Source organism: Streptomyces sp. NPDC014006, from assembly GCF_043088925.1.
In the GTDB taxonomy this organism is placed as follows: domain Bacteria; phylum Actinomycetota; class Actinomycetes; order Streptomycetales; family Streptomycetaceae; genus Streptomyces.
In genome coordinates, this window is record NZ_JBICAJ010000001.1 from 1105183 (window position 1) to 1122639 (window position 17457).

19 protein-coding genes are annotated in these 17457 nt (G+C 73.7%); 13 read left to right on the forward strand and 6 right to left on the reverse strand.

What is annotated here, in order from left to right; genetic code table 11:
- Positions 1-106: 106 nt before the first annotated feature.
- Positions 107-697, forward strand: coding sequence for an ArsR/SmtB family transcription factor (locus ACF1GV_RS05070; RefSeq protein ID WP_391677937.1), 591 nt, complete (start codon positions 107-109; stop codon positions 695-697).
- Positions 698-738: 41 nt separating this feature from the next.
- Entirely contained in the window at positions 739-1980 is a 1242-nt protein-coding gene (locus ACF1GV_RS05075; RefSeq protein WP_391677939.1) for an MFS transporter, read from the forward strand.
- Positions 1981-2004: 24 nt separating this feature from the next.
- Here ACF1GV_RS05075 and ACF1GV_RS05080 read toward each other — a convergent pair whose 3' ends face one another.
- Entirely contained in the window at positions 2005-2640 is a 636-nt protein-coding gene (locus ACF1GV_RS05080) for a TIGR03085 family metal-binding protein (RefSeq protein WP_391677941.1), read from the reverse strand.
- A gap of 70 nt (positions 2641-2710) precedes the next feature.
- Between ACF1GV_RS05080 and hisI the strand changes: the two genes are divergently transcribed.
- The 11 genes from hisI (at position 2711) to lgt (ending at position 11618) form a co-directional block, all read left to right on the forward strand.
- Entirely contained in the window at positions 2711-3157 is a 447-nt protein-coding gene (hisI, locus tag ACF1GV_RS05085; protein ID WP_391677943.1) for a phosphoribosyl-AMP cyclohydrolase, read from the forward strand.
- Between the two features lie 11 nt (positions 3158-3168).
- Entirely contained in the window at positions 3169-4659 is a 1491-nt protein-coding gene (locus ACF1GV_RS05090) for an anthranilate synthase component I (protein ID WP_391677945.1), read from the forward strand.
- A 67-nt stretch (positions 4660-4726) separates the two neighbouring features.
- On the forward strand, positions 4727-5374 hold the full coding sequence (locus tag ACF1GV_RS05095; protein WP_391677947.1) for a TIGR02234 family membrane protein: 648 nt from the start codon (positions 4727-4729) through the stop codon (positions 5372-5374).
- A 116-nt stretch (positions 5375-5490) separates the two neighbouring features.
- Positions 5491-5754, forward strand: coding sequence for an HGxxPAAW family protein (locus ACF1GV_RS05100; RefSeq protein ID WP_391677949.1), 264 nt, complete (start codon positions 5491-5493; stop codon positions 5752-5754).
- 97 nt (positions 5755-5851) lie between these two features.
- Positions 5852-6265, forward strand: a complete 414-nt coding sequence (locus tag ACF1GV_RS05105; protein WP_391677952.1) for a DUF2752 domain-containing protein — start codon at positions 5852-5854, stop codon at positions 6263-6265.
- A 139-nt stretch (positions 6266-6404) separates the two neighbouring features.
- Positions 6405-7214, forward strand: coding sequence for an indole-3-glycerol phosphate synthase TrpC (trpC, locus tag ACF1GV_RS05110; protein ID WP_363269157.1), 810 nt, complete (start codon positions 6405-6407; stop codon positions 7212-7214).
- Positions 7215-7235: 21 nt separating this feature from the next.
- Positions 7236-7448, forward strand: coding sequence for a tryptophan biosynthesis modulator TrpM (gene trpM / locus ACF1GV_RS05115; protein WP_391677956.1), 213 nt, complete (start codon positions 7236-7238; stop codon positions 7446-7448).
- A gap of 68 nt (positions 7449-7516) precedes the next feature.
- Positions 7517-8800, forward strand: coding sequence for a tryptophan synthase subunit beta (gene trpB / locus ACF1GV_RS05120; protein ID WP_391677959.1), 1284 nt, complete (start codon positions 7517-7519; stop codon positions 8798-8800).
- Complete coding sequence (gene trpA, locus ACF1GV_RS05125; RefSeq protein WP_391677961.1) at positions 8797-9615, forward strand: tryptophan synthase subunit alpha; 819 nt, start codon at positions 8797-8799, stop codon at positions 9613-9615. Before trpB ends, trpA begins: the two co-directional genes overlap by 4 nt.
- Positions 9616-9735: 120 nt before the next feature.
- Positions 9736-10512, forward strand: coding sequence for a DsbA family protein (locus ACF1GV_RS05130; protein ID WP_391677963.1), 777 nt, complete (start codon positions 9736-9738; stop codon positions 10510-10512).
- A gap of 119 nt (positions 10513-10631) precedes the next feature.
- On the forward strand, positions 10632-11618 hold the full coding sequence (gene lgt / locus ACF1GV_RS05135; protein ID WP_391677964.1) for a prolipoprotein diacylglyceryl transferase: 987 nt from the start codon (positions 10632-10634) through the stop codon (positions 11616-11618).
- A gap of 59 nt (positions 11619-11677) precedes the next feature.
- On the opposite strand, the gene ACF1GV_RS05140 is transcribed toward lgt, so the two are convergent.
- From ACF1GV_RS05140 to ACF1GV_RS05160, 5 genes are read right to left on the reverse strand one after another with little or no spacing between them, the layout of a single operon-like run.
- The gene (locus ACF1GV_RS05140; protein WP_391677966.1) at positions 11678-12592 is read right to left on the reverse strand and encodes an HpcH/HpaI aldolase/citrate lyase family protein; all 915 of its coding nucleotides are present in this window, start codon (positions 12590-12592) and stop codon (positions 11678-11680) included.
- On the reverse strand, positions 12589-13779 hold the full coding sequence (locus tag ACF1GV_RS05145) for a CaiB/BaiF CoA transferase family protein (RefSeq protein ID WP_391677968.1): 1191 nt from the start codon (positions 13777-13779) through the stop codon (positions 12589-12591). Before ACF1GV_RS05145 ends, ACF1GV_RS05140 begins: the two co-directional genes overlap by 4 nt.
- Positions 13776-15131, reverse strand: a complete 1356-nt coding sequence (locus tag ACF1GV_RS05150) for an ADP-ribosylglycohydrolase family protein (RefSeq protein ID WP_391677969.1) — start codon at positions 15129-15131, stop codon at positions 13776-13778. The genes ACF1GV_RS05145 and ACF1GV_RS05150 overlap by 4 nt, the downstream gene beginning before the upstream one ends.
- Positions 15119-16297 carry an ADP-ribosylglycohydrolase family protein gene (locus tag ACF1GV_RS05155; RefSeq protein ID WP_391677971.1) on the reverse strand — a complete coding sequence of 393 codons (1179 nt, stop codon included), beginning with the start codon at positions 16295-16297 and terminating at the stop codon, positions 15119-15121. The genes ACF1GV_RS05150 and ACF1GV_RS05155 overlap by 13 nt, the downstream gene beginning before the upstream one ends.
- An 8-nt stretch (positions 16298-16305) precedes the next feature.
- Positions 16306-17421 (reverse strand): ADP-ribosylglycohydrolase family protein, encoded by a 1116-nt coding sequence (locus ACF1GV_RS05160; protein ID WP_391677973.1) that lies wholly within the window; start codon positions 17419-17421, stop codon positions 16306-16308.
- Positions 17422-17457 lie beyond the last annotated feature (36 nt).

The window sequence follows — 17457 nt, forward strand, 5'->3', positions numbered from 1 at the left end:
CCCCGGCCGGTTGCGTGACCGGCCGGGGCTTTTTCGCGGGCAGAAGCGAAAGGAAAGTTGCGCAAAATAGATTGTGCAACTTTTCTTGTGCATCTAGCGTGGAGGCATGCCAGACAGGGAGAGAGACCGCCGGATCCGCGACGTGGGCACGCTCAAGGCGCTCGCCCACCCGCTGCGGATGAAGCTGTACCGGGCGCTGACCATCGCCCGCACCGCCACCGCCTCCCAGCTCGCCGAACAGGTCGACGAAGCGGTGTCGCTGGTCAGCTACCACCTGCGCAAACTCGCCGAGCACGGCCTGATCGAGGAGGCCGGGACTCAGAGCACGGACGCCCGCGAACGCTGGTGGCAGCCCTCCACCGACGGTGTCTCGATCCGCGACGAGGACTTCCGCGACGCCCCGGAGAAGGCCGCCGCGCACACCGCCGCCAGCCGCCTCTTCTTCGAGCAGCGCGCCGACATGTACCGCCGCTTCCTCGACGAACGCCCCCACTGGGGCGCCGCGTGGAACACCGCCTCCGACTCCTCCGAGTGGCTGCTCAAGCTCACCCCGGACGAACTGGCACGGCTGTCCAAGGAGATCTACGACCTCGTGCGCAAGTACGAGGAGCTCGGCCGTGCCGCAGCCGAAGCGGGCGACACGGAAGGCCGCGAGAACGTCGCGATGCACACGTACGGCTTCCCCTTCCGCACCTGAGATCCCGCGACCCGGGATCCTGTTTCGAGAGGACGGTCCGCGTGACCACCACCCTCGCCTCACCCGCCCGCCCGGTCGACAGACCCGCCCACCGCGACCCCAACGTCCTGCGCTGGCTCGGCGCCTACGCCTCGTCCGCGGTCGGCGACAACGTCTACTACATCGCCCTGTCCTGGGCGGCCGTCCAGAGCGGCACCCCCGCCCAGGCCGGGCTCGTCACCGCGGCCAGCGCGGTGCCGCGCGCCCTGCTGATGCTCGGCGGGGGAGTGGTGGCCGACCGCTACGGGCCGCGCCGGGTCGTCCTCGGCTCCACCGCCGCCCGCAGCGCCCTCGTTCTCGGCGCCGCCGTCCTGCTGCTCGTCACCAGCCCGGGCCTGTGGGTGCTCGGCGCGGTCGCCGTGCTCTTCGGCATCGTCGACGCCGTCTTCCTGCCCGCGGCCGGTGCGCTGCCCGCGCGGATCACCTCACGCGACCAGCTCACCCGCGTCCAGGGCATGCGGGGCATGGCCACCCGGCTCGCCAACGTCCTCGGCGGACCGCTCGGCGGCCTCGGCGTCGCCGTCGGCGGCACCGCCGGCGCCTTCGGCCTGGCCGCGCTGCTCGTCGGGGTGTCCCTGCCGCTGCTGCTGGGCGTGCGGGTCGGTGCGCTGCCGCCGGACGAACGCCAGGACCGGCAGCCCGTGCTCGCCGAACTGCGGGACGGACTGCGGCACATCCGGCGGGACGCGGTGCTGCGTCCGCTGGTGATCGCCGCCGCGCTCAGCGACCTCGGCTTCGTCGGCCCCATGAACCTCGGCCTGACCGTCCTCGCCCAGCAGCGCGGCTGGGGCTCCGCCGGCATGGGCTGGGTGCTCGCCGGCTTCGGCACCGGCGCGGCAGGGGCCGCCCTGCTGATCACCTGGCGCGGCCGCATCCCCCGCGCCGCGGTGGTGGCCGCGGTGACCAACCTGGTGGCGGCCCTCGCCATCGCCGCGCTCGCCCAGGTCCCGTCCGTCGCCGCCGCGGCCGGCGTGGCCGCGCTCATCGGCGTGACCGCCGGACTGTCCGGCGCCCTGTGCGGAGCACTCGTCCAGGTCCGGGCCGGTGCCGCCTACCTCGGCCGGGTCATGTCCGTCTCCACCCTGGTGGGCTTCGGCGTCGCACCCCTCACCTTCCCCCTGGTCGGCGGGGCCGTGACGCTGTGGGGCACCGGACCGGTGTTCGCGGTGTGCGCGGGCGTCAGCGCACTCGCCGGCGTCGTCGTCCTGGGCGCCCGCCCACTGCGCCGCGCCGAACTGCCGTGACCCGGGACCGGGCGAACGCGGGCGCTAGATCCCCAGCTCCTTCGCCTCGTGCAGCTTGGCGATGGCGTCCTCCTCGCCGTCCAGCGCCACCTTCGCCGCGCTCTGCCGGCCGTACAGGAACAGCAGCAGCTCCGACGGCTCGCCCGTCACCGTGACCACCGGTGTGCCGCGGTGGGCGACCGCCGTCTGGCCGTCGGGGCGGCGCAGCACCAGGCCCGTCGGGGCGCCGCGGCCCATCAGCCGGGCCGTGCGCTCCAGCCGGGACCACAGGGCGTCCTGGAACACCGGGTCCAGCTCGCGCGTCGACCAGTCCGGCTGGGCGCGGCGGACGTCCTCGGCGTGGACGTAGAACTCGATCGTGTTCGACGCCTCGTCGAGCTGCTTGAGCTGAAACGGTGAGAACCGCGGAGGGCCGGTGCGGATGAGCCGGATCAGCTCCCCGTACGGCTTGCCCGCGAACTCCTCCATCACCTTCTCCAGGCGGGACGCCAGCGGCTTGATCAGAATGCCCCCGGCGGCGTCGGGGCGGCGCTCACGCACCACCACGTGCGCGGCGAGATCGCGGGTCTGCCAGCCCTCGCACAGGGTCGGGGCGTCCGGACCGGCCGTCTCCAGGAGGTCGGCGAGCAGGAGTCGTTCACGCTTGGCGAAGGTCGACATACCGTCAGCCTACGACCACCCAGTGGACACGGCACCGGTGCGATCACCCGCGCGCGGCACAATGGCACCCATGACCAGCAGCACGCCCGCCCGTCACCCGACCACCGCCCCTGGTGGAGGCGCTTCGCACCACAGCTCTCCGCCCAGCAGCCTCGACCCGGAGATCGCCGCGCGTCTCAAGCGCAGCCCCGACGGCCTCCTGCCCGCGATCGCCCAGCAGTACGACACCGGGGAGGTGCTCATGCTCGGCTGGATGGACGACGAGGCCCTGCACCGCACGCTCACCACCGGCCGCTGCACCTACTGGTCGCGCAGCCGCCAGGAGTACTGGGTCAAGGGTGACACCTCCGGGCACTTCCAGTGGGTGAAGTCCGTCGCGCTGGACTGCGACGCCGACACCGTGCTCGTGAAGGTCGACCAGGTCGGCGCCGCCTGCCACACCGGCGCGCGCACCTGCTTCGACGTCGACGTGCTGCTCAAGGACGCCGGTTCCGGCGTACCGGGCTCGGATCAGTAGGGTCGGCCGCCATGGACCTCGAGACGTTCCGCAAGCTCGCCACCGACCGCCGGGTCATCCCGGTCACGCGCAAACTCCTCGCCGACGGCGACACCCCGGTCGCCCTCTACCGCAAGCTCGCCGCCGAACGCCCCGGCACCTTCCTGCTGGAGTCCGCGGAGAACGGCCGCTCCTGGTCCCGGTACTCCTTCGTGGGCGTGCGCAGCGCCGCCACCCTCACCGCCCGCGACGGGCAGGCGCACTGGCTCGGCACCCCGCCCGTGGGCGTGCCCACCGACGGCGACCCGCTGGCCGCGCTGCGCGCCACCCTCGAGACACTGCACACCCCGCGCGACCTCGCCCACGACCTGCACCTGCCGCCCTTCACCGGCGGCATGGTCGGCTACCTCGGCTACGACATCGTCCGCCGCCTGGAGAAGATCGGCCCCGGCGAGCGCGACGACCTGAAGCTGCCCGAGCTGACCATGCTCCTCACCAGCGACCTGGCCGTCATGGACCACTGGGAGGGCTCGGTCCTGCTGATCGCCAACGCGATCAACCACAACGACCAGGACAGCGGCGTCGACGAGGCCTACGCCGACGCGATCGCCCGCCTCGACGCCATGCAGGCGGACCTCTCCAGCGCCGTCGCCCAGCCGCCCGCGGTGCTGCCGCCCTCCGAGCTGCCCGAGTTCACCGCCCGCTGGGGCGGCACGGACTTCCAGGCCGCCGTGGAGGACGTCAAGGAGCGCATCCGGGCCGGAGAGGCCTTCCAGGTCGTCCCCTCGCAGCGCTTCGAAACGCCGTGCACGGCGAGCGCGCTGGACGTCTACCGGGTGCTGCGGGCCACCAACCCCTCGCCGTACATGTACCTGTTCCGCTTCGACGGGTTCGACGTCGTCGGCTCCTCGCCCGAGGCGCTGGTCAAGGTCGAGGACGGGCGGGCCATGGTCCACCCCATCGCCGGCACCCGGCACCGCGGCGCCACCCCGCAGGAGGACCAGGCCCTCGCCGACGAGCTGCTCGCCGACCCCAAGGAGCGCGCCGAGCACCTCATGCTCGTCGACCTCGGCCGCAACGACCTGGGCCGGGTCTGCGAGCCGGGCTCGGTGGAGGTCGTCGACTTCATGTCCATCGAGCGCTACTCGCACGTGATGCACATCGTCTCCACGGTCACCGGCCGCGTCGCCCCCGGCCGCACCGCCTACGACGTGCTCACCGCCTGCTTCCCGGCCGGCACCCTCTCCGGCGCCCCGAAGCCGCGCGCCATGCAGATCATCGACGAGCTGGAGCCGTCCCGGCGCGGGCTGTACGGCGGCTGCGTCGGCTACCTGGACTTCGCCGGCGACTCCGACACCGCCATCGCGATCCGCACCGCCCTGCTGCGCGACGGCACCGCCTACGTCCAGGCGGGCGCCGGCGTCGTCGCCGACTCCGACCCGGTCGCCGAGGACACCGAGTGCCGCAACAAGGCGGCCGCCGTCCTGCGCGCCGTGCACACCGCCAACCGGCTCGGCGCGTAGGCACTCCCCACGGTGGGGCGCTTCTCACGGCACCCCGGGTGACGGTTCACCCGGGGTCCGGGCGATAGTGGAGTACGTGACTGCCGTACCTCACCCCCGTACCGAAGCCGCCCCCGCCCGGTCGGGCCGCCGCAGCCTCGCCCTCGCCCTGCTGTGCGGAGCGCTCGGCGCGGCCGTCGCACTGCTGTCCACCCGGCAGCGCTGGGCCGAGGGCACCGCGACGGTCGCCGGCGGCGCCTTCCCGCTCACCGCCAAGGGCAGCGACGTCACCGGCGTACCCGCGGCGCTTGCCGTAGTGGGCCTGGCCGCGCTCGTCGCCGTCTTCGCCGTACGCCGGTCCGGCCGGCTGCTGGTGTCCGCCGTCCTCGCCCTGTCCGGCGCCGGGATCGTCGTCGCCGCCGTGGTCGGCGCGAGCGACAGCGCCGCCCTCGACGACAAGGCCGCCGCGGCCTCCGGCGACACCTCCGCCACCGTCGCCGCCCTCACCCACACGGCCTGGCCCTACGTCGCCGCCGTCGGCGGCGCGCTGATCCTGCTGGCCGGCCTGCTCGCCCTGCGCTACGGCCGGCTGTGGCCCGCGATGTCCGGGCGCTACGAGCGCAACGGCGCCCCCCGCCCGCGCCGCGCCGCCAAGGCCGTCGACACCGACCGCCCCGAGGACCTGTGGAAGGCTCTCGACCGCGGCGAGGACCCGACGGGCACCGGCCCGGCCTGACGCGCTCCGACGGCCCACCCCGGCGCACGGCACGCGCGTGCGTACGGGACAATGGAGCTGAACACAACGTCCATCACGGACACGTACGACACGTACACGGCAACGAGGAGCTAGCAATGGCGGGCAGCAGCCACGGACACACCCCGGCCGCCTGGACCGGTGTCATCATCGCCTTCATCGGTTTCTGCGCCGCCGGCGCCTTCGTGGTGCTGGCCCAGCCCGTCGGCTTCTGGGTCAGCATGGGGGTCGTGTGCCTCGGCGGTGTAGCCGGCGGCATCATGCGCGCCATGGGCATGGGCGCCCCGAAGTCCGCGTCGCAGCCGCTGGTGATGGCCGACCAGCCCACGGCCAACCGCGAGGCGGCCGTCGCCAAGGGCTGAGCCCTCGGACCGACCGCACGAAGATGCCGTGAGGGGCGCCCGGGCACACACGCGTGCCGGGGCGCCCCTCAGGCGTCCTCGGCCCGCGGGGAGCACAATGCGACACGTGAGACACGGACTCCTTCAGCGGCTGGCGGTGCCCGCCGCCGTCCTCGCCGCCGTCGTGGGCGCCTTCGCCTACGTCGGCGCCGTCGATCCCAACGAGCCCGGCCACTACCCCGTGTGCCCCCTGCTGCGCCTCACCGGTGTCTACTGCCCCGGCTGCGGAGGGCTGCGCAGCGCGCACGCCGTCGCGCACGGCGACCTGACGGGCGCGCTGCACGACAACGCGGCGGCCGTTGTGGGCTATCTGGGCTTCGCGGTGCTGTGGACCGTCTGGGTGGTTCACGCCGTGCGTGTACGGCCCTTCCGGCCCGACCCGCGGCCCGTCCACCTGTGGACGCTGGGCGGGCTGCTGCTGGTCTTCACGGTTGTCCGGAACCTGCCGTTCGGCGGTTGGCTCCATCCGTGAGGGATCGGTGAATGTCCAGGTAGTGGGACCGGCATCCACCGGATGCGAAGTCATGGCCTTCGGGCGGATACCATCGCAGTGACCAATGGTTCCCCCCTGGTCGCTGGAACTGTCAACCGTCTGGAAGGGGGCCGCTCGCGTGAGTGTGCTCGACGAGATCATCGACGGAGTCCGTGCCGACCTCGCGGAGCGGCAGGCGCGCGTCAGCCTCGACGAGCTCAAGGAGCGCGCGGCGAAGGCCCCCGCGGCCAAGGACGGGGTGGCCGCGCTCAAGGGCGACGGCGTCAAGGTGATCTGCGAGGTGAAGCGCTCCAGCCCCTCCAAGGGTGCGCTGGCCGCGATCGCCGACCCGGCCGGTCTCGCCGCGGACTACGAGGCGGGCGGCGCGGCCGTCATCTCCGTCCTCACCGAGGAGCGCCGCTTCGGCGGCTCGCTGGCCGACCTGGAGGCCGTCCGCGCCCGCGTGGACATCCCGGTCCTGCGCAAGGACTTCATCGTCACGTCGTACCAGCTGTGGGAGGCCCGTGCCTACGGCGCCGACCTCGCCCTGCTGATCGTCGCCGCTCTGGAGCAGCCGGCCCTGGAGTCGCTGATCGAGCGCGCCGTCTCCATCGGCCTCACCCCGCTGGTCGAGGTGCACGACGAGGACGAGGTCGAGCGGGCCGTGGACGCCGGCGCCAAGATCATCGGCGTCAACGCGCGCAACCTCAGAACGCTGGAGGTCGACCGCGGCACGTTCGAGCGCGTCGCCCCGGAGATCCCCGACCACCTGGTCAAGATCGCCGAGTCCGGCGTCCGCGGCCCGCACGACCTGATCGCCTACGCCAACGCCGGCGCCGACGCCGTCCTCGTGGGCGAGTCCCTGGTCACCGGCAAGGACCCCAAGGCCGCGGTCGCCGACCTGGTCGCCGCGGGCGAACACCCGGCGCTCCGCCACGGCCGGGGCTGAGGTCCCGGTAGAGTTTCCCCGATGACTGCGACGACCCCCGCGACCACGACGGACCGGTACGCGCGCCTCGCGCGCGGCTGCCGCCCGCGTGGCTGCCGCGCGCCCGCCCGCCGGGTACACGGCCGCAGGGTCCGCTACGTCATCGGAGACGAACCGGGTCAGGTGAACGGACGCCGATGGCAGCGCGCCCTTCAGGGGCGCGGGGAACTGCGCGACCAGCCACACACGGCCTGAGGTCGAACGACAAGCTCCGCCCCCACGGCGATCAGTGTTCTTCCACGCACTCACCGTGAGGTTCTGGCATGCCCAGCGATTTCTTCATCCCCGACCCCCAGGGTCAAGTCCCCAACTCCGCAGGCTACTTCGGAGAATTCGGCGGCAAGTTCATCCCGGAGGCCCTCGTCGCCGCCGTGGACGAGGTGGCCGTCGAGTACGACAAGGCCAAGAACGACCCCGAGTTCGCCAGGGAACTCGACGACCTGCTGGTGAACTACACCGGCCGTCCGTCAGCCCTGACGGAGGTTCCCCGCTTCGCCGAACACGCCGGCGGCGCCCGCGTGTTCCTCAAGCGCGAGGACCTCAACCACACCGGCTCACACAAGATCAACAACGTGCTCGGCCAGGCCCTGCTCACCAAGCGCATGGGCAAGACCCGCGTGATCGCCGAGACCGGCGCCGGCCAGCACGGCGTCGCCACGGCCACCGCCTGCGCGCTGTTCGGCCTCGAGTGCACGATCTACATGGGTGAGATCGACACCCGCCGCCAGGCCCTCAACGTCGCCCGCATGCGCATGCTCGGCGCCGAGGTCGTGGCCGTGAAGTCCGGCAGCCGCACGCTGAAGGACGCCATCAACGAGGCGTTCCGCGACTGGGTCGCCAACGTCGACCACACCCACTACCTCTTCGGTACGGTCGCCGGTCCGCACCCCTTCCCGGCGATGGTCCGCGACTTCCACCGCGTCATCGGCGTGGAGGCCCGCCGCCAGCTCCTGGAGCGGGCCGGCCGGCTGCCCGACGCGGCGATCGCGTGCGTCGGCGGCGGCTCCAACGCCATCGGCCTCTTCCACGCCTTCATCCCCGACGAGGGCGTCCGCCTCATCGGCTGCGAGCCCGCCGGCCACGGCGTCGAGACCGGCGAGCACGCGGCCACGCTGACCGCCGGCGAGCCGGGCATCCTGCACGGTTCGCGCTCCTATGTCCTGCAGGACGAGGAGGGACAGATCACCGAGCCGTACTCCATCTCGGCCGGTCTGGACTACCCGGGCATCGGTCCCGAGCACTCCTACCTCAAGGACTCCGGCCGCGGCGAGTACCGCGCGATCACGGACGACGCCGCGATGCAGGCGCTGCGCCTGCTGTCGCGGACCGAGGGCATCATCCCGGCCATCGAGAGCGCCCACGCTCTCGCGGGCGCCCTGGAGGTCGGCCGTGAACTGGGCAAGGACGCGCTGCTCGTGGTCAACCTGTCCGGCCGCGGCGACAAGGACATGGACACCGCCGCCCGCTACTTCGGGCTGTACGACACCGACGCCGAGGTGGCGGCGAACGAGGCCGACACGGCGGAGATCGAGGGGGACGCCAAGTGAGCGGGAACGTTCAGCTGCTGATCGACACCCTGGCCGCCGCCAAGGCCGAGGGGCGCTCCGCGCTCATCGCCTACCTGCCGGCCGGCTTCCCGACCGTGGACGGCGGCATCGAGGCGATCAAGGCCGTCTTCGACGGCGGCGCCGACGTTGTCGAGGTGGGCCTGCCGCACAGCGACCCCGTGCTCGACGGCCCGGTCATCCAGACCGCCGACGACATCGCACTGCGCGGCGGCGTGAAGATCGCCGACGTGATGCGGACCGTCCGCGAGGCCCACGCGGCCACCGGCAAGCCCGTTCTCGTCATGACCTACTGGAACCCCATCGACCGCTACGGCGTCGAGCGGTTCACCGCCGAGCTGGCCGAGGCGGGCGGCGCCGGCTGCATCCTGCCCGACCTGCCGGTGCAGGAGTCGGCGCTGTGGCGCGAGCACGCCGACAAGCACGGACTCGCGACCGTGTTCGTCGTGGCGCCCAGCAGCAAGGACGCACGGCTGCGGGAGATCACCGCGGCCGGCAGCGGCTTCGTCTACGCCGCCTCCCTCATGGGCGTCACCGGCACCCGGGAGTCGGTCGGCGCGCAGGCCCAGGACCTGGTCGGACGCACCCGCGCCACCGGGGCCGACCTGCCCGTCTGCGTCGGCCTCGGCGTCTCCAACCGCGCCCAGGCCGCCGAGGTCGCCGGCTTCGCCGACGGTGTGATCGTCGGCTCGGCCTTCGTCAAGCGGATGCTGGACGCGCCGGACGAGGCGGCCGGCCTGGAAGCGGTGCGCTCCCTCGCGGGCGAGCTGGCGCAGGGCGTGCGCGGACAGGCGTAGGCGTCCGCGGGCAGGCGTAAGAGACAGGGACACAGACAGGGACATTTCGTATCGGTCACTCGAACGGGTGGACCTGGGACCGGGGAGGCGCAATGCGCCTCCCCGGTTCGTTCTGGGGGTGTGAGCGAGAAGAACCGTGACGGAAAGCGCACCGCCAGGGAGCGGCTGGCAGTCGAGCGCGAGAAGCAGAAGGCCGCCGAGAAGCGCAGGCGCGCCCTGATCATCGGGGCCAGCGTCGTGTGCGTGCTGGGCCTTGCGGCGGTGATCGGCGTCGTCGCCGCGAACGCGGGCAAGGACAAGGGCTCCAGCAGTGCCGGTCCCGTCGTCGCGCCCTCGGGCGCGCAGGGCAAGGACGCCCTGGCCATCCCGGTCGGCAAGGACGGCGCCAAATCCACCCTCGTCGTCTGGGAGGACTTCCGCTGCCCGGCCTGCCAGGCCTTCGAGGCGGCGTACCGCCCCACGATCCACGAGCTCACCGGCGCCGGCCTGCTCAGAGGCGAGTACCACCTGGTCACCCTGATCGACGGCAACCTCGGCGGCAGCGGCTCCCGGCACGCCGCGAACGCCGCGGCCTGCGCCCAGGACGCGGGCAAGTTCACCGCGTACCACGACGTGCTGTACGCGAACCAGCCTAAGGAGACCGACGACGCCTACGCCGAGGACAGCAAGCTGATCGGGCTGGCGGGCAAGGTCCCCGGCCTCGACACGCCCGCCTTCCGTTCCTGCGTACAGGACGGCAAGCACAACAGCTGGGTGGCCAAGTCGCACCAGGCGTTCCAGAAGGCCGGCTTCCAGGGCACGCCGACCGTGCTGCTCAACGGCAAGAACATCTACCAGGACCAGACGATGACCCCGGCGAAGCTGAAGCAGATGGTCAAGGAGGCCGCCAAGGGCTGAGACCGGCGGCGGACCCCGGGCCCGGCGGCGCCACACGGCGTTTTCTCACGCCCCGTTATGGACCCGTAGCCAGGGTGCCTGCCGTCGGCCGGGTCCGGCACGGTAGCGTCGACCTTGCCATGGAACTTGCCTTCATTCCCAGCCCGTCGCGCGGGGTGCTGTACCTCGGGCCCATTCCGCTGCGCGGCTACGCCTTCTGCATCATCATCGGCGTCTTCGTTGCCGTCTGGCTCGGCAACAAGCGCTGGATCGCCCGGGGCGGACGGGCCGGCACGGTCGCGGACATCGCGGTCTGGGCGGTGCCGTTCGGCCTGGTCGGCGGACGCCTGTACCACGTGATCACGGACTACGAGCTGTACTTCAGCGAGGGCCGTGACTGGGTGGACGCCTTCAAGATCTGGGAGGGCGGCCTCGGCATCTGGGGCGCGATCGCCCTGGGCGCGCTGGGCGCGTGGATCGGCTGCCGCCGCCGGGGCATCCCGATGCCGGCGTACGCCGACGCGGTGGCCCCCGGCATCGCCCTGGCCCAGGCGATCGGCCGCTGGGGCAACTGGTTCAACCAGGAGCTGTACGGCAAGCCGACCGACCTGCCCTGGGCGCTGAAGATCACGTCCTCGGCGGACGGGCGGGTGCCCGGCACCTACCACCCGACGTTCCTGTACGAGTCGCTGTGGTGCATCGGCGTCGCGCTGCTCGTCATCTGGGCCGACCGCCGCTTCAAGCTGGGCCACGGCCGCGCGTTCGCGCTGTATGTCGCCGCCTACTGCGTGGGCCGGTTCTGGACCGAGTACCTGCGCGTGGACGACGCGCACCACATCCTCGGCCTGCGGCTGAACAACTGGACCGCGCTGTTCGTCTTCCTGCTCGCGGTGCTCTACATCGTGCTGTCGGCGAAGAAGCGGCCGGGCCGGGAGGCGGTCGTGGAACCGCAGGTCTCCGGCGAGGCGGCCGGCGACGACGAGGTGCCCGGCGGTGACGGCGCGGCCGGCGAGGCCGCGGCGGACGAGGCCGGGACCACGTCCGAGGCCGAGCCCGACGCTGTGGCGAGGACTTCGGTGAGCGACGAGGCGAAGAACGAGGCGGGGTCCGCGACCAAGAAGTCGTGACGCTTCGCGTCGTACGGCCATAAGGGGCGCCCGGAGTCTTCCGGGCGCCCTTCGGCATCTCAGCGGCGGCGGGCCAGATCCAGTGTGCGGTGGGCCGCGGTCACCGCCGCGGCGTCGATGAAGCGGCCGTCGGGGAGGGCGTGGGCGCCCGGGTGGGCGGCCGCCGCCTTGATCACCGCCTCCGCGTCCTCGATCTCCGCCGGGGTCGGCAGGTAGGCCCGTTCGATCACCGGGAGCTGGCGCGGGTGGATCGCGGCGCGTCCGAGGAAGCCCAGAGCGCGGCCGTGGGCGCAGCTCGTGGCGAGGCCGTCCAGGTCGCGGATGTCGGGATGCACGGACTGGGCGGGCGGTGGCAGCCCCGCCGCCCGCGCGGCGACGACCACCCGGGAGCGCGGCCAGTCCAGCCCGGCGTCGGCCCGCACCCCGAGATCGGCCCGTAGATCGGCCTCGCCCAGCGCGATGCCGCGCACGGCACGGTGAGCGGTCGCGATGGCGTGGGCGTGCTCGACGCCGAGCGCCGACTCCAGGAGGGCGTACAGCGGCAACGCCCCGCCGTCCGCGGCCACCGCGCGCTCGGCGACCCGCACGATCTGCTGGGGCCCGCCGACCTTCGGCAGCCGCAGCCCCGCCACCCCCGGCAGAGGGGAGAGGGCTCGCAGGTCGGCCGCGGCGAGCGGGCCGTCCAAGGCGTTGATCCGCACGTGCACCGGCACCGGCTGCCGCTCGGCGAGGAGCTCGGCGGTGGCGGCGCGGGCGTACTCCTTGCGGTCGGGGGCGACCGCGTCCTCCAGGTCGACCACCACCACGTCGGCCCCGCAGCCGAGCGCCTTGACGACGACCCGCGGCCGGTCACCGGGGGCGTACAGCCAGGTGAGCGGGAAACCGGTGCGCGGCAAACCGGTGCGCGCGAACGCGGCCGGCGCGGAAGCGGCCGGTGAGGAGGAGGCGGACGGGGCGCGCGGCGGGCGCGTCATACGGCGCCCTCGGCGCGCAGCGCGGCCACCTCGGCCGCGGTCAGGCCCAGCTCGGTGAGGACGGCGTCGGTGTCGGCGCCGTGCGGCCGGCCGGCCCAGCGGATCGCGCCGGGTGTGGCGGACAGCCGGAACAGGACGTTCTGCATGCGCAGCGGGCCCAGCTCCGGGTCGTCGACGGTGGTGATCGTGGACAGCGCCTGGTACTGCGGGTCGGTCATCACCTCCCGTACGTCCTGCACGGGGGCGATCGCCGCCTCGGCCTTCTCGAAGGCGGCGAGGACCTCCTCGCGGGGTCGGACGGCGATCCACCGCCCGACCGCCTCGTCGAGCAGGCCGGCGTGGCGGGCGCGGCCGTCGCCGGTGGCGAACCACGGCTCGTCGATCAGCTCGGGGCGGCCGACCAGCTCCATCACCCGCTCCGCGACCGACTGGGCGGAGGTGGAGACGGCCACCCAGGTGCCGTCGGCGGTGCGGTAGGTGTTGCGCGGGGCGTTGTTGGCGGAGCGGTTGCCGGTGCGTTCCTGGACGTATCCGAGCTGGTCGTACCACGTCGGGTGGGGGCCGAGGACGGTCAGGATCGGCTCGATGATCGCCATGTCGACGACCTGCCCGGCGCCGGTGCGCTCCCGGGCGGCCAGCGCGGTCATCACCGCGTAGGCGGTGGCGAGCGCGGCGACGGAGTCGGCCAGGCCGAACGGCGGGAGCGTGGGCGGGGTGTCCGGTTCGCCGGTGATCGCGGCGAAGCCGCTCATGGCCTCGGCGAGCGTGCCGAAGCCGGGCCGGTGGGCGTAGGGGCCGAACTGGCCGAAGGCGGTGACCCGGGCGAGGACCAGCCGGGGGTTGGCGGCGGACAGTTCCTCCCAGCCGAGGTCCCACTTCTCCAGGGTGCCGGGGCGGAAGTTCTCCACGATCACGTCGGCGCCGGCGGCCAGGCGCAGCAGGGTGGTGCGGCCGCCCGGGGTGGACAGGTCGAGGGTGAGGGTGCGCTTGTTGCGGCCGAGCACCTTCCACCACAGGCCGATCCCGTCCTTCGCGGGGCCGTGGCCGCGGGACGGGTCGGGTTTCGCCGGGTGCTCGACCTTGATCACCTCCGCGCCGAAGTCGCCCAGGAAGGTGGCCGCGAGGGGCCCGGCGAAAAGGGTGGCGAGGTCCAGCACACGCAGGCCGGTGAGCGGGGCGTCGGTCATGGACGGGATGCCTCCCTGTGCGTGAGGTGGGCCAGGGCGTCGAAGCCGATGCCGTCGAAGCCGGAGACGGAGGTGGCGAGCCGGTTCTTCAGCGGGGCCGTGAAGCGGTCGGGCAGCGCGGCGGGGGAACCGGCGAGCAGTCCGGCGACGCTGCCGGCCGTGGCGCCGTTGGAGTCGGTGTCCAGGCCGCCCGACACCGCCCGGCAGATGGACCCGGCGAAGTCCCCGTCGGCGTGGGTGAGGGCTGCGGCGGTCAGCGCGGTGTTGGGCAGGGCGTGCACCCAGTGGTGGGTGGAGGCGTAACGGGCGTGGAGACGATCGACGACGGTGTCGAAGTCGGCGTGCTCGTGGGCGAGTTGCACCGCGTGCCGGACCGCCTGCGCCAGCCGGGAGCCGGGCGGGACCACCGTCAGACCGGTGCGCAGGCAGGCGTGCACGTCCTGGGTGCCGGAGGCGGCCGCAGCGAGGGTGGCCGCGGTGAACATCGCCGCGTACACGCCGTTCGCGGTGTGGCTGAGGATGGCGTCGCGGTGGGCCTGTGCGGCGGCGCCCGCCGGGTCGCCGGGGTTGGTCCAGCCGTGCACATCGGCGCGGATCACAGCGCCGATCCACTCGCGGAAGGGGTTGCGGTGGCGGGCGGTCTCCGGCGGTTCGAGGCCGAGCAGCAGGTTGCGCAGGGCGATGCGCTCGGCGGTGAAGACCCGGCCGGGCGCCAGCTCGTCCAGCCAGAGGCCGGCGACGTCGGCGGTGGTGAAGGCGCGGCCGTGACGCTGGAGCAACAACAGGTTCAGCAAAGGGTAGTTGAGATCGTCGTCCTCGGGCATGCCCTCGATGGTCTCGGCCAGGGAGGTAGCGGCCGAGCGGCGGTTCCAGGGGTGCGCCGCGAGCAGCTCGGCGGGGACACCGCGGGCGGTGAACCACGTGCTCAGCGGCCAGTTGCCGACCGCCTGGGCGAGCGCGCGGATGCCGTCGAGCGGGAGTTTCTCGACGGGCTTGCCGAGCAGGCAGCCGGCAGCCCGGCCGAGCCAGGCGGCCTCCAGCCGTTCCGCGGTGAGGGGCGTACGGGGTGCGGGGGCGGGCCAGTCGGGGCAGAGCCGTCCGATCCGCTCCAGGTCGGTCGGCTCGTCCAGCCGGCTGGGCAGATCGGCGAGTTCGTCCAGCAGGTCCTCGGCGAGCTGCCGCAGATAGCGGGAGGTGCGCTGCGGGGAGGCCCCGGCCCGCTCGGGGGCGTCCGGGCCGCCGGCCGCCCGCCAGCGCGCCGCGATCGCCTTCGGCTCCCGGCCGTCCAGCGCCGCCTGGCGCAACTCGTGGCCGATCAGGTCCTCGGGCTGGACCCAGGTCAGTCGGCGCATCCGGCGCCTCCGAGCCGCGCGAACGCCTCCTCGTGGGCGCGCCGGCGCTCCACGTCCCGCCGGAAGACCTCCCGGGCGACCTCGGTGAGGGCGCGGGCCGGCTCCCACAGGTCGAGGCGGCTGGCCTCGGCGACGGTCTTCGCCCAGTCCTCCGGGACCGGGGAGCCGAGGGCACCGGCCAGCGCGCCCGCCATCGTCGCGATGGAGTCGCAGTCGCGGCCGTAGTTCACCGCGCCGAGCACCGCGTGCCGGTAGTCGCCGCGCGCGACGAGCACCGTCCCCAGCGCGACGGGCAGTTCCTCGATCGCGTGCAGCCGGGACGGGCGGCGGGCGCCCAGCGAGGGGGAGCGGTAGTCGGGGCCCACGGTGTCGTACGGGGCGACGGCCGTCCGCAGCGGGGCGAGCGCCGACTCGAAGTCGGTGTAGCGGGCGGCGACTTCGCACACCGCCTCGATCGCCGTCCGGGTGCCGTCCTTGGCCAGGCCCAGGCAGGCGCGGACCACGGACTCCGGTGTCGCGCCCGGAGCGCAGGCCGCCGCCACGGCCGCGGCGAAGACGCCGGCCGCCTCCCGGCCGTACGACGACTGGTGGGCGCCCGCCACGTCCAGCGCCTCGGCGTACGCGGCGGCCGGGTTCGCCGCGTTGACCAGGCCGACCGGGGCCATGTACATCGCGGCGCCGCAGTTCACGAGGTTGCCGACGCCGGCCTCGCGGGGGTCGACATGGCCGTAGTGCAGTCGGGCGACCAGCCACTTCTCCGCGAGAAAGATCCGCTGCAGGGGCAGCGCCTCCGCCTCCAGCTCCGGGATCCAGCGCGGGGTGGTCATCAGGTCCGGGACCAGGTGGTCGGCGACCGCGTAGGCGTCCAGGTGGTCGCGGACCGTGGCGTACACCCTGACCAGTGCGTGGGTCATCAGGGTGTCGTCCGTGACGTGCCCGTCGCCCTTGTGGTACGGCGCGAGCGGGCGGGCGGTGCGCCAGGCGTCGCCGTGCCAGGGGCCGACGATGCCGTGGATGCGGCCGCCGTGACGTTCGGTGATCTGGTCGGGGGAGTAGCCCTCGACCGGGCCGCCGAGGGCGTCACCGACGGCGGCGCCGACGAGGGCGCCGGTGATCCGCTCCGCCAGGGCCACGGCCCCTGGGGTTTCTTCTCCTTTGGGCGTCATGTGCCGAATCATCCTCCCGGCAGGGCCGGTTGCGCGGCTTCCAGCAGCTCGGCGAGTTCCACCAGGTCGGTGCCGGTCAGACGGGGCAGGGCGCAGCCGGTGAGGGTGCGGCAGGCGTCACGCCAGGTCTCCGGGATCGCCTCCGCGCCGCCGAGCGCGCCGGTGAGGGCGCCGGTGAGAGCCGGGGCGGAGTCCGCGACCCGGGACAGGCAGGCGGCCGCGGGCACGGCGACGGCGATGCGGCCGTCCGCGGCGCTGGCCAGCGCGAGGGCGACCGGCACGGTCTCGGCGGCGGCGATGCCGTAGCTGTAGACGTGGTCGACGATCTGGTGCTCCAGCGGCGGGACCAGCGCGAAGGCACTGCCGGCGTCGCGCGCGAGGGTGAGCGCGTGCCGGGCGTTGCGGCCGATCTCGGTGTCCGGGGGGAGTTCGCCGAGGGCGGCGGTCACGCAGGTGCCGGTGTCGGCGCCGGTCAGGGCGAGCGCGAGGGCCGCCGCCATCGCCCGGGCGCCGTGCACGCCGTCGCCGTCCTGGGTGTAGCGGGCGTCGAACTCGGCGAGGTCGGCGGCGGCTCGGGGGTCGCCGACGTGGGCGGCGGCCAGGACGCAGGCGCGCACGCAGGCCGCGTCGTCGAAGTGGTGCGGGTTGTCGTGGCCGGTGGCGGGCGGACGCAGTCCGGCGGCCAGGTTGCCGAGGCCCGCGCGCACGGAGATGCGGGCGCGCAGGGGCAGGACGGCGGACTCGATCTCGGCGGCGCGCTCCGCCGCGGCGGCGACCTCGGCGGCCACGGCGGTCCAGGTCAGGTCCAGCGCGGTGCGCACCCGGCGTTCCCGGCTGAGGTCGCCGAGGGCGTGGTCGTCACCGGCTCGCAGCACCGCTTCGGCGGCGAACGCCGCCCACTCGGCGTCGTCGGAGGGGCCGAGGCGCAGCGGCTCCGGCGGCTGGTTGAGGGCGATGGGGACGGGCAGGGTGGTGGTGGCGTTCTGCTCGGCGAAGGTGTCCAGCTCGCGGGTGAGCCGCCGGGTCCACTCCGGCATGCGCGCGGCCCGGTGCCGGGCGGCGGGCCATCCGGCCGCGTCTCCGGCGGCGAGCCCGAGGAGCAGTCCTTCGATACGGCGCGTCACGGCTTCACCTCGTCGGGCTCACCGGGATCCATCGCC

Excerpts from the sequence above, each read along its gene's own strand:
- ACF1GV_RS05070 (WP_391677937.1), top strand. The coding sequence starts at position 107 with ATGCCAGACAGGGAGAGAGACCGCCGGATCCGCGACGTGGGCACGCTC.
- ACF1GV_RS05080 (WP_391677941.1), bottom strand. The coding sequence starts at position 2,640 with ATGTCGACCTTCGCCAAGCGTGAACGACTCCTGCTCGCCGACCTCCTG.
- hisI (WP_391677943.1), top strand. The coding sequence starts at position 2,711 with ATGACCAGCAGCACGCCCGCCCGTCACCCGACCACCGCCCCTGGTGGA.
- ACF1GV_RS05090 (WP_391677945.1), top strand. The coding sequence starts at position 3,169 with ATGGACCTCGAGACGTTCCGCAAGCTCGCCACCGACCGCCGGGTCATC.
- ACF1GV_RS05100 (WP_391677949.1), top strand. The coding sequence starts at position 5,491 with ATGGCGGGCAGCAGCCACGGACACACCCCGGCCGCCTGGACCGGTGTC.
- ACF1GV_RS05105 (WP_391677952.1), top strand. The coding sequence starts at position 5,852 with ATGCGACACGTGAGACACGGACTCCTTCAGCGGCTGGCGGTGCCCGCC.
- trpM (WP_391677956.1), top strand. The coding sequence starts at position 7,236 with ATGACTGCGACGACCCCCGCGACCACGACGGACCGGTACGCGCGCCTC.
- trpB (WP_391677959.1), top strand. The coding sequence starts at position 7,517 with ATGCCCAGCGATTTCTTCATCCCCGACCCCCAGGGTCAAGTCCCCAAC.
- lgt (WP_391677964.1), top strand. The coding sequence starts at position 10,632 with ATGGAACTTGCCTTCATTCCCAGCCCGTCGCGCGGGGTGCTGTACCTC.
- ACF1GV_RS05140 (WP_391677966.1), bottom strand. The coding sequence starts at position 12,592 with ATGACGCGCCCGCCGCGCGCCCCGTCCGCCTCCTCCTCACCGGCCGCT.
- ACF1GV_RS05145 (WP_391677968.1), bottom strand. The coding sequence starts at position 13,779 with ATGACCGACGCCCCGCTCACCGGCCTGCGTGTGCTGGACCTCGCCACC.
- ACF1GV_RS05150 (WP_391677969.1), bottom strand. The coding sequence starts at position 15,131 with ATGCGCCGACTGACCTGGGTCCAGCCCGAGGACCTGATCGGCCACGAG.
- ACF1GV_RS05155 (WP_391677971.1), bottom strand. The coding sequence starts at position 16,297 with ATGACGCCCAAAGGAGAAGAAACCCCAGGGGCCGTGGCCCTGGCGGAG.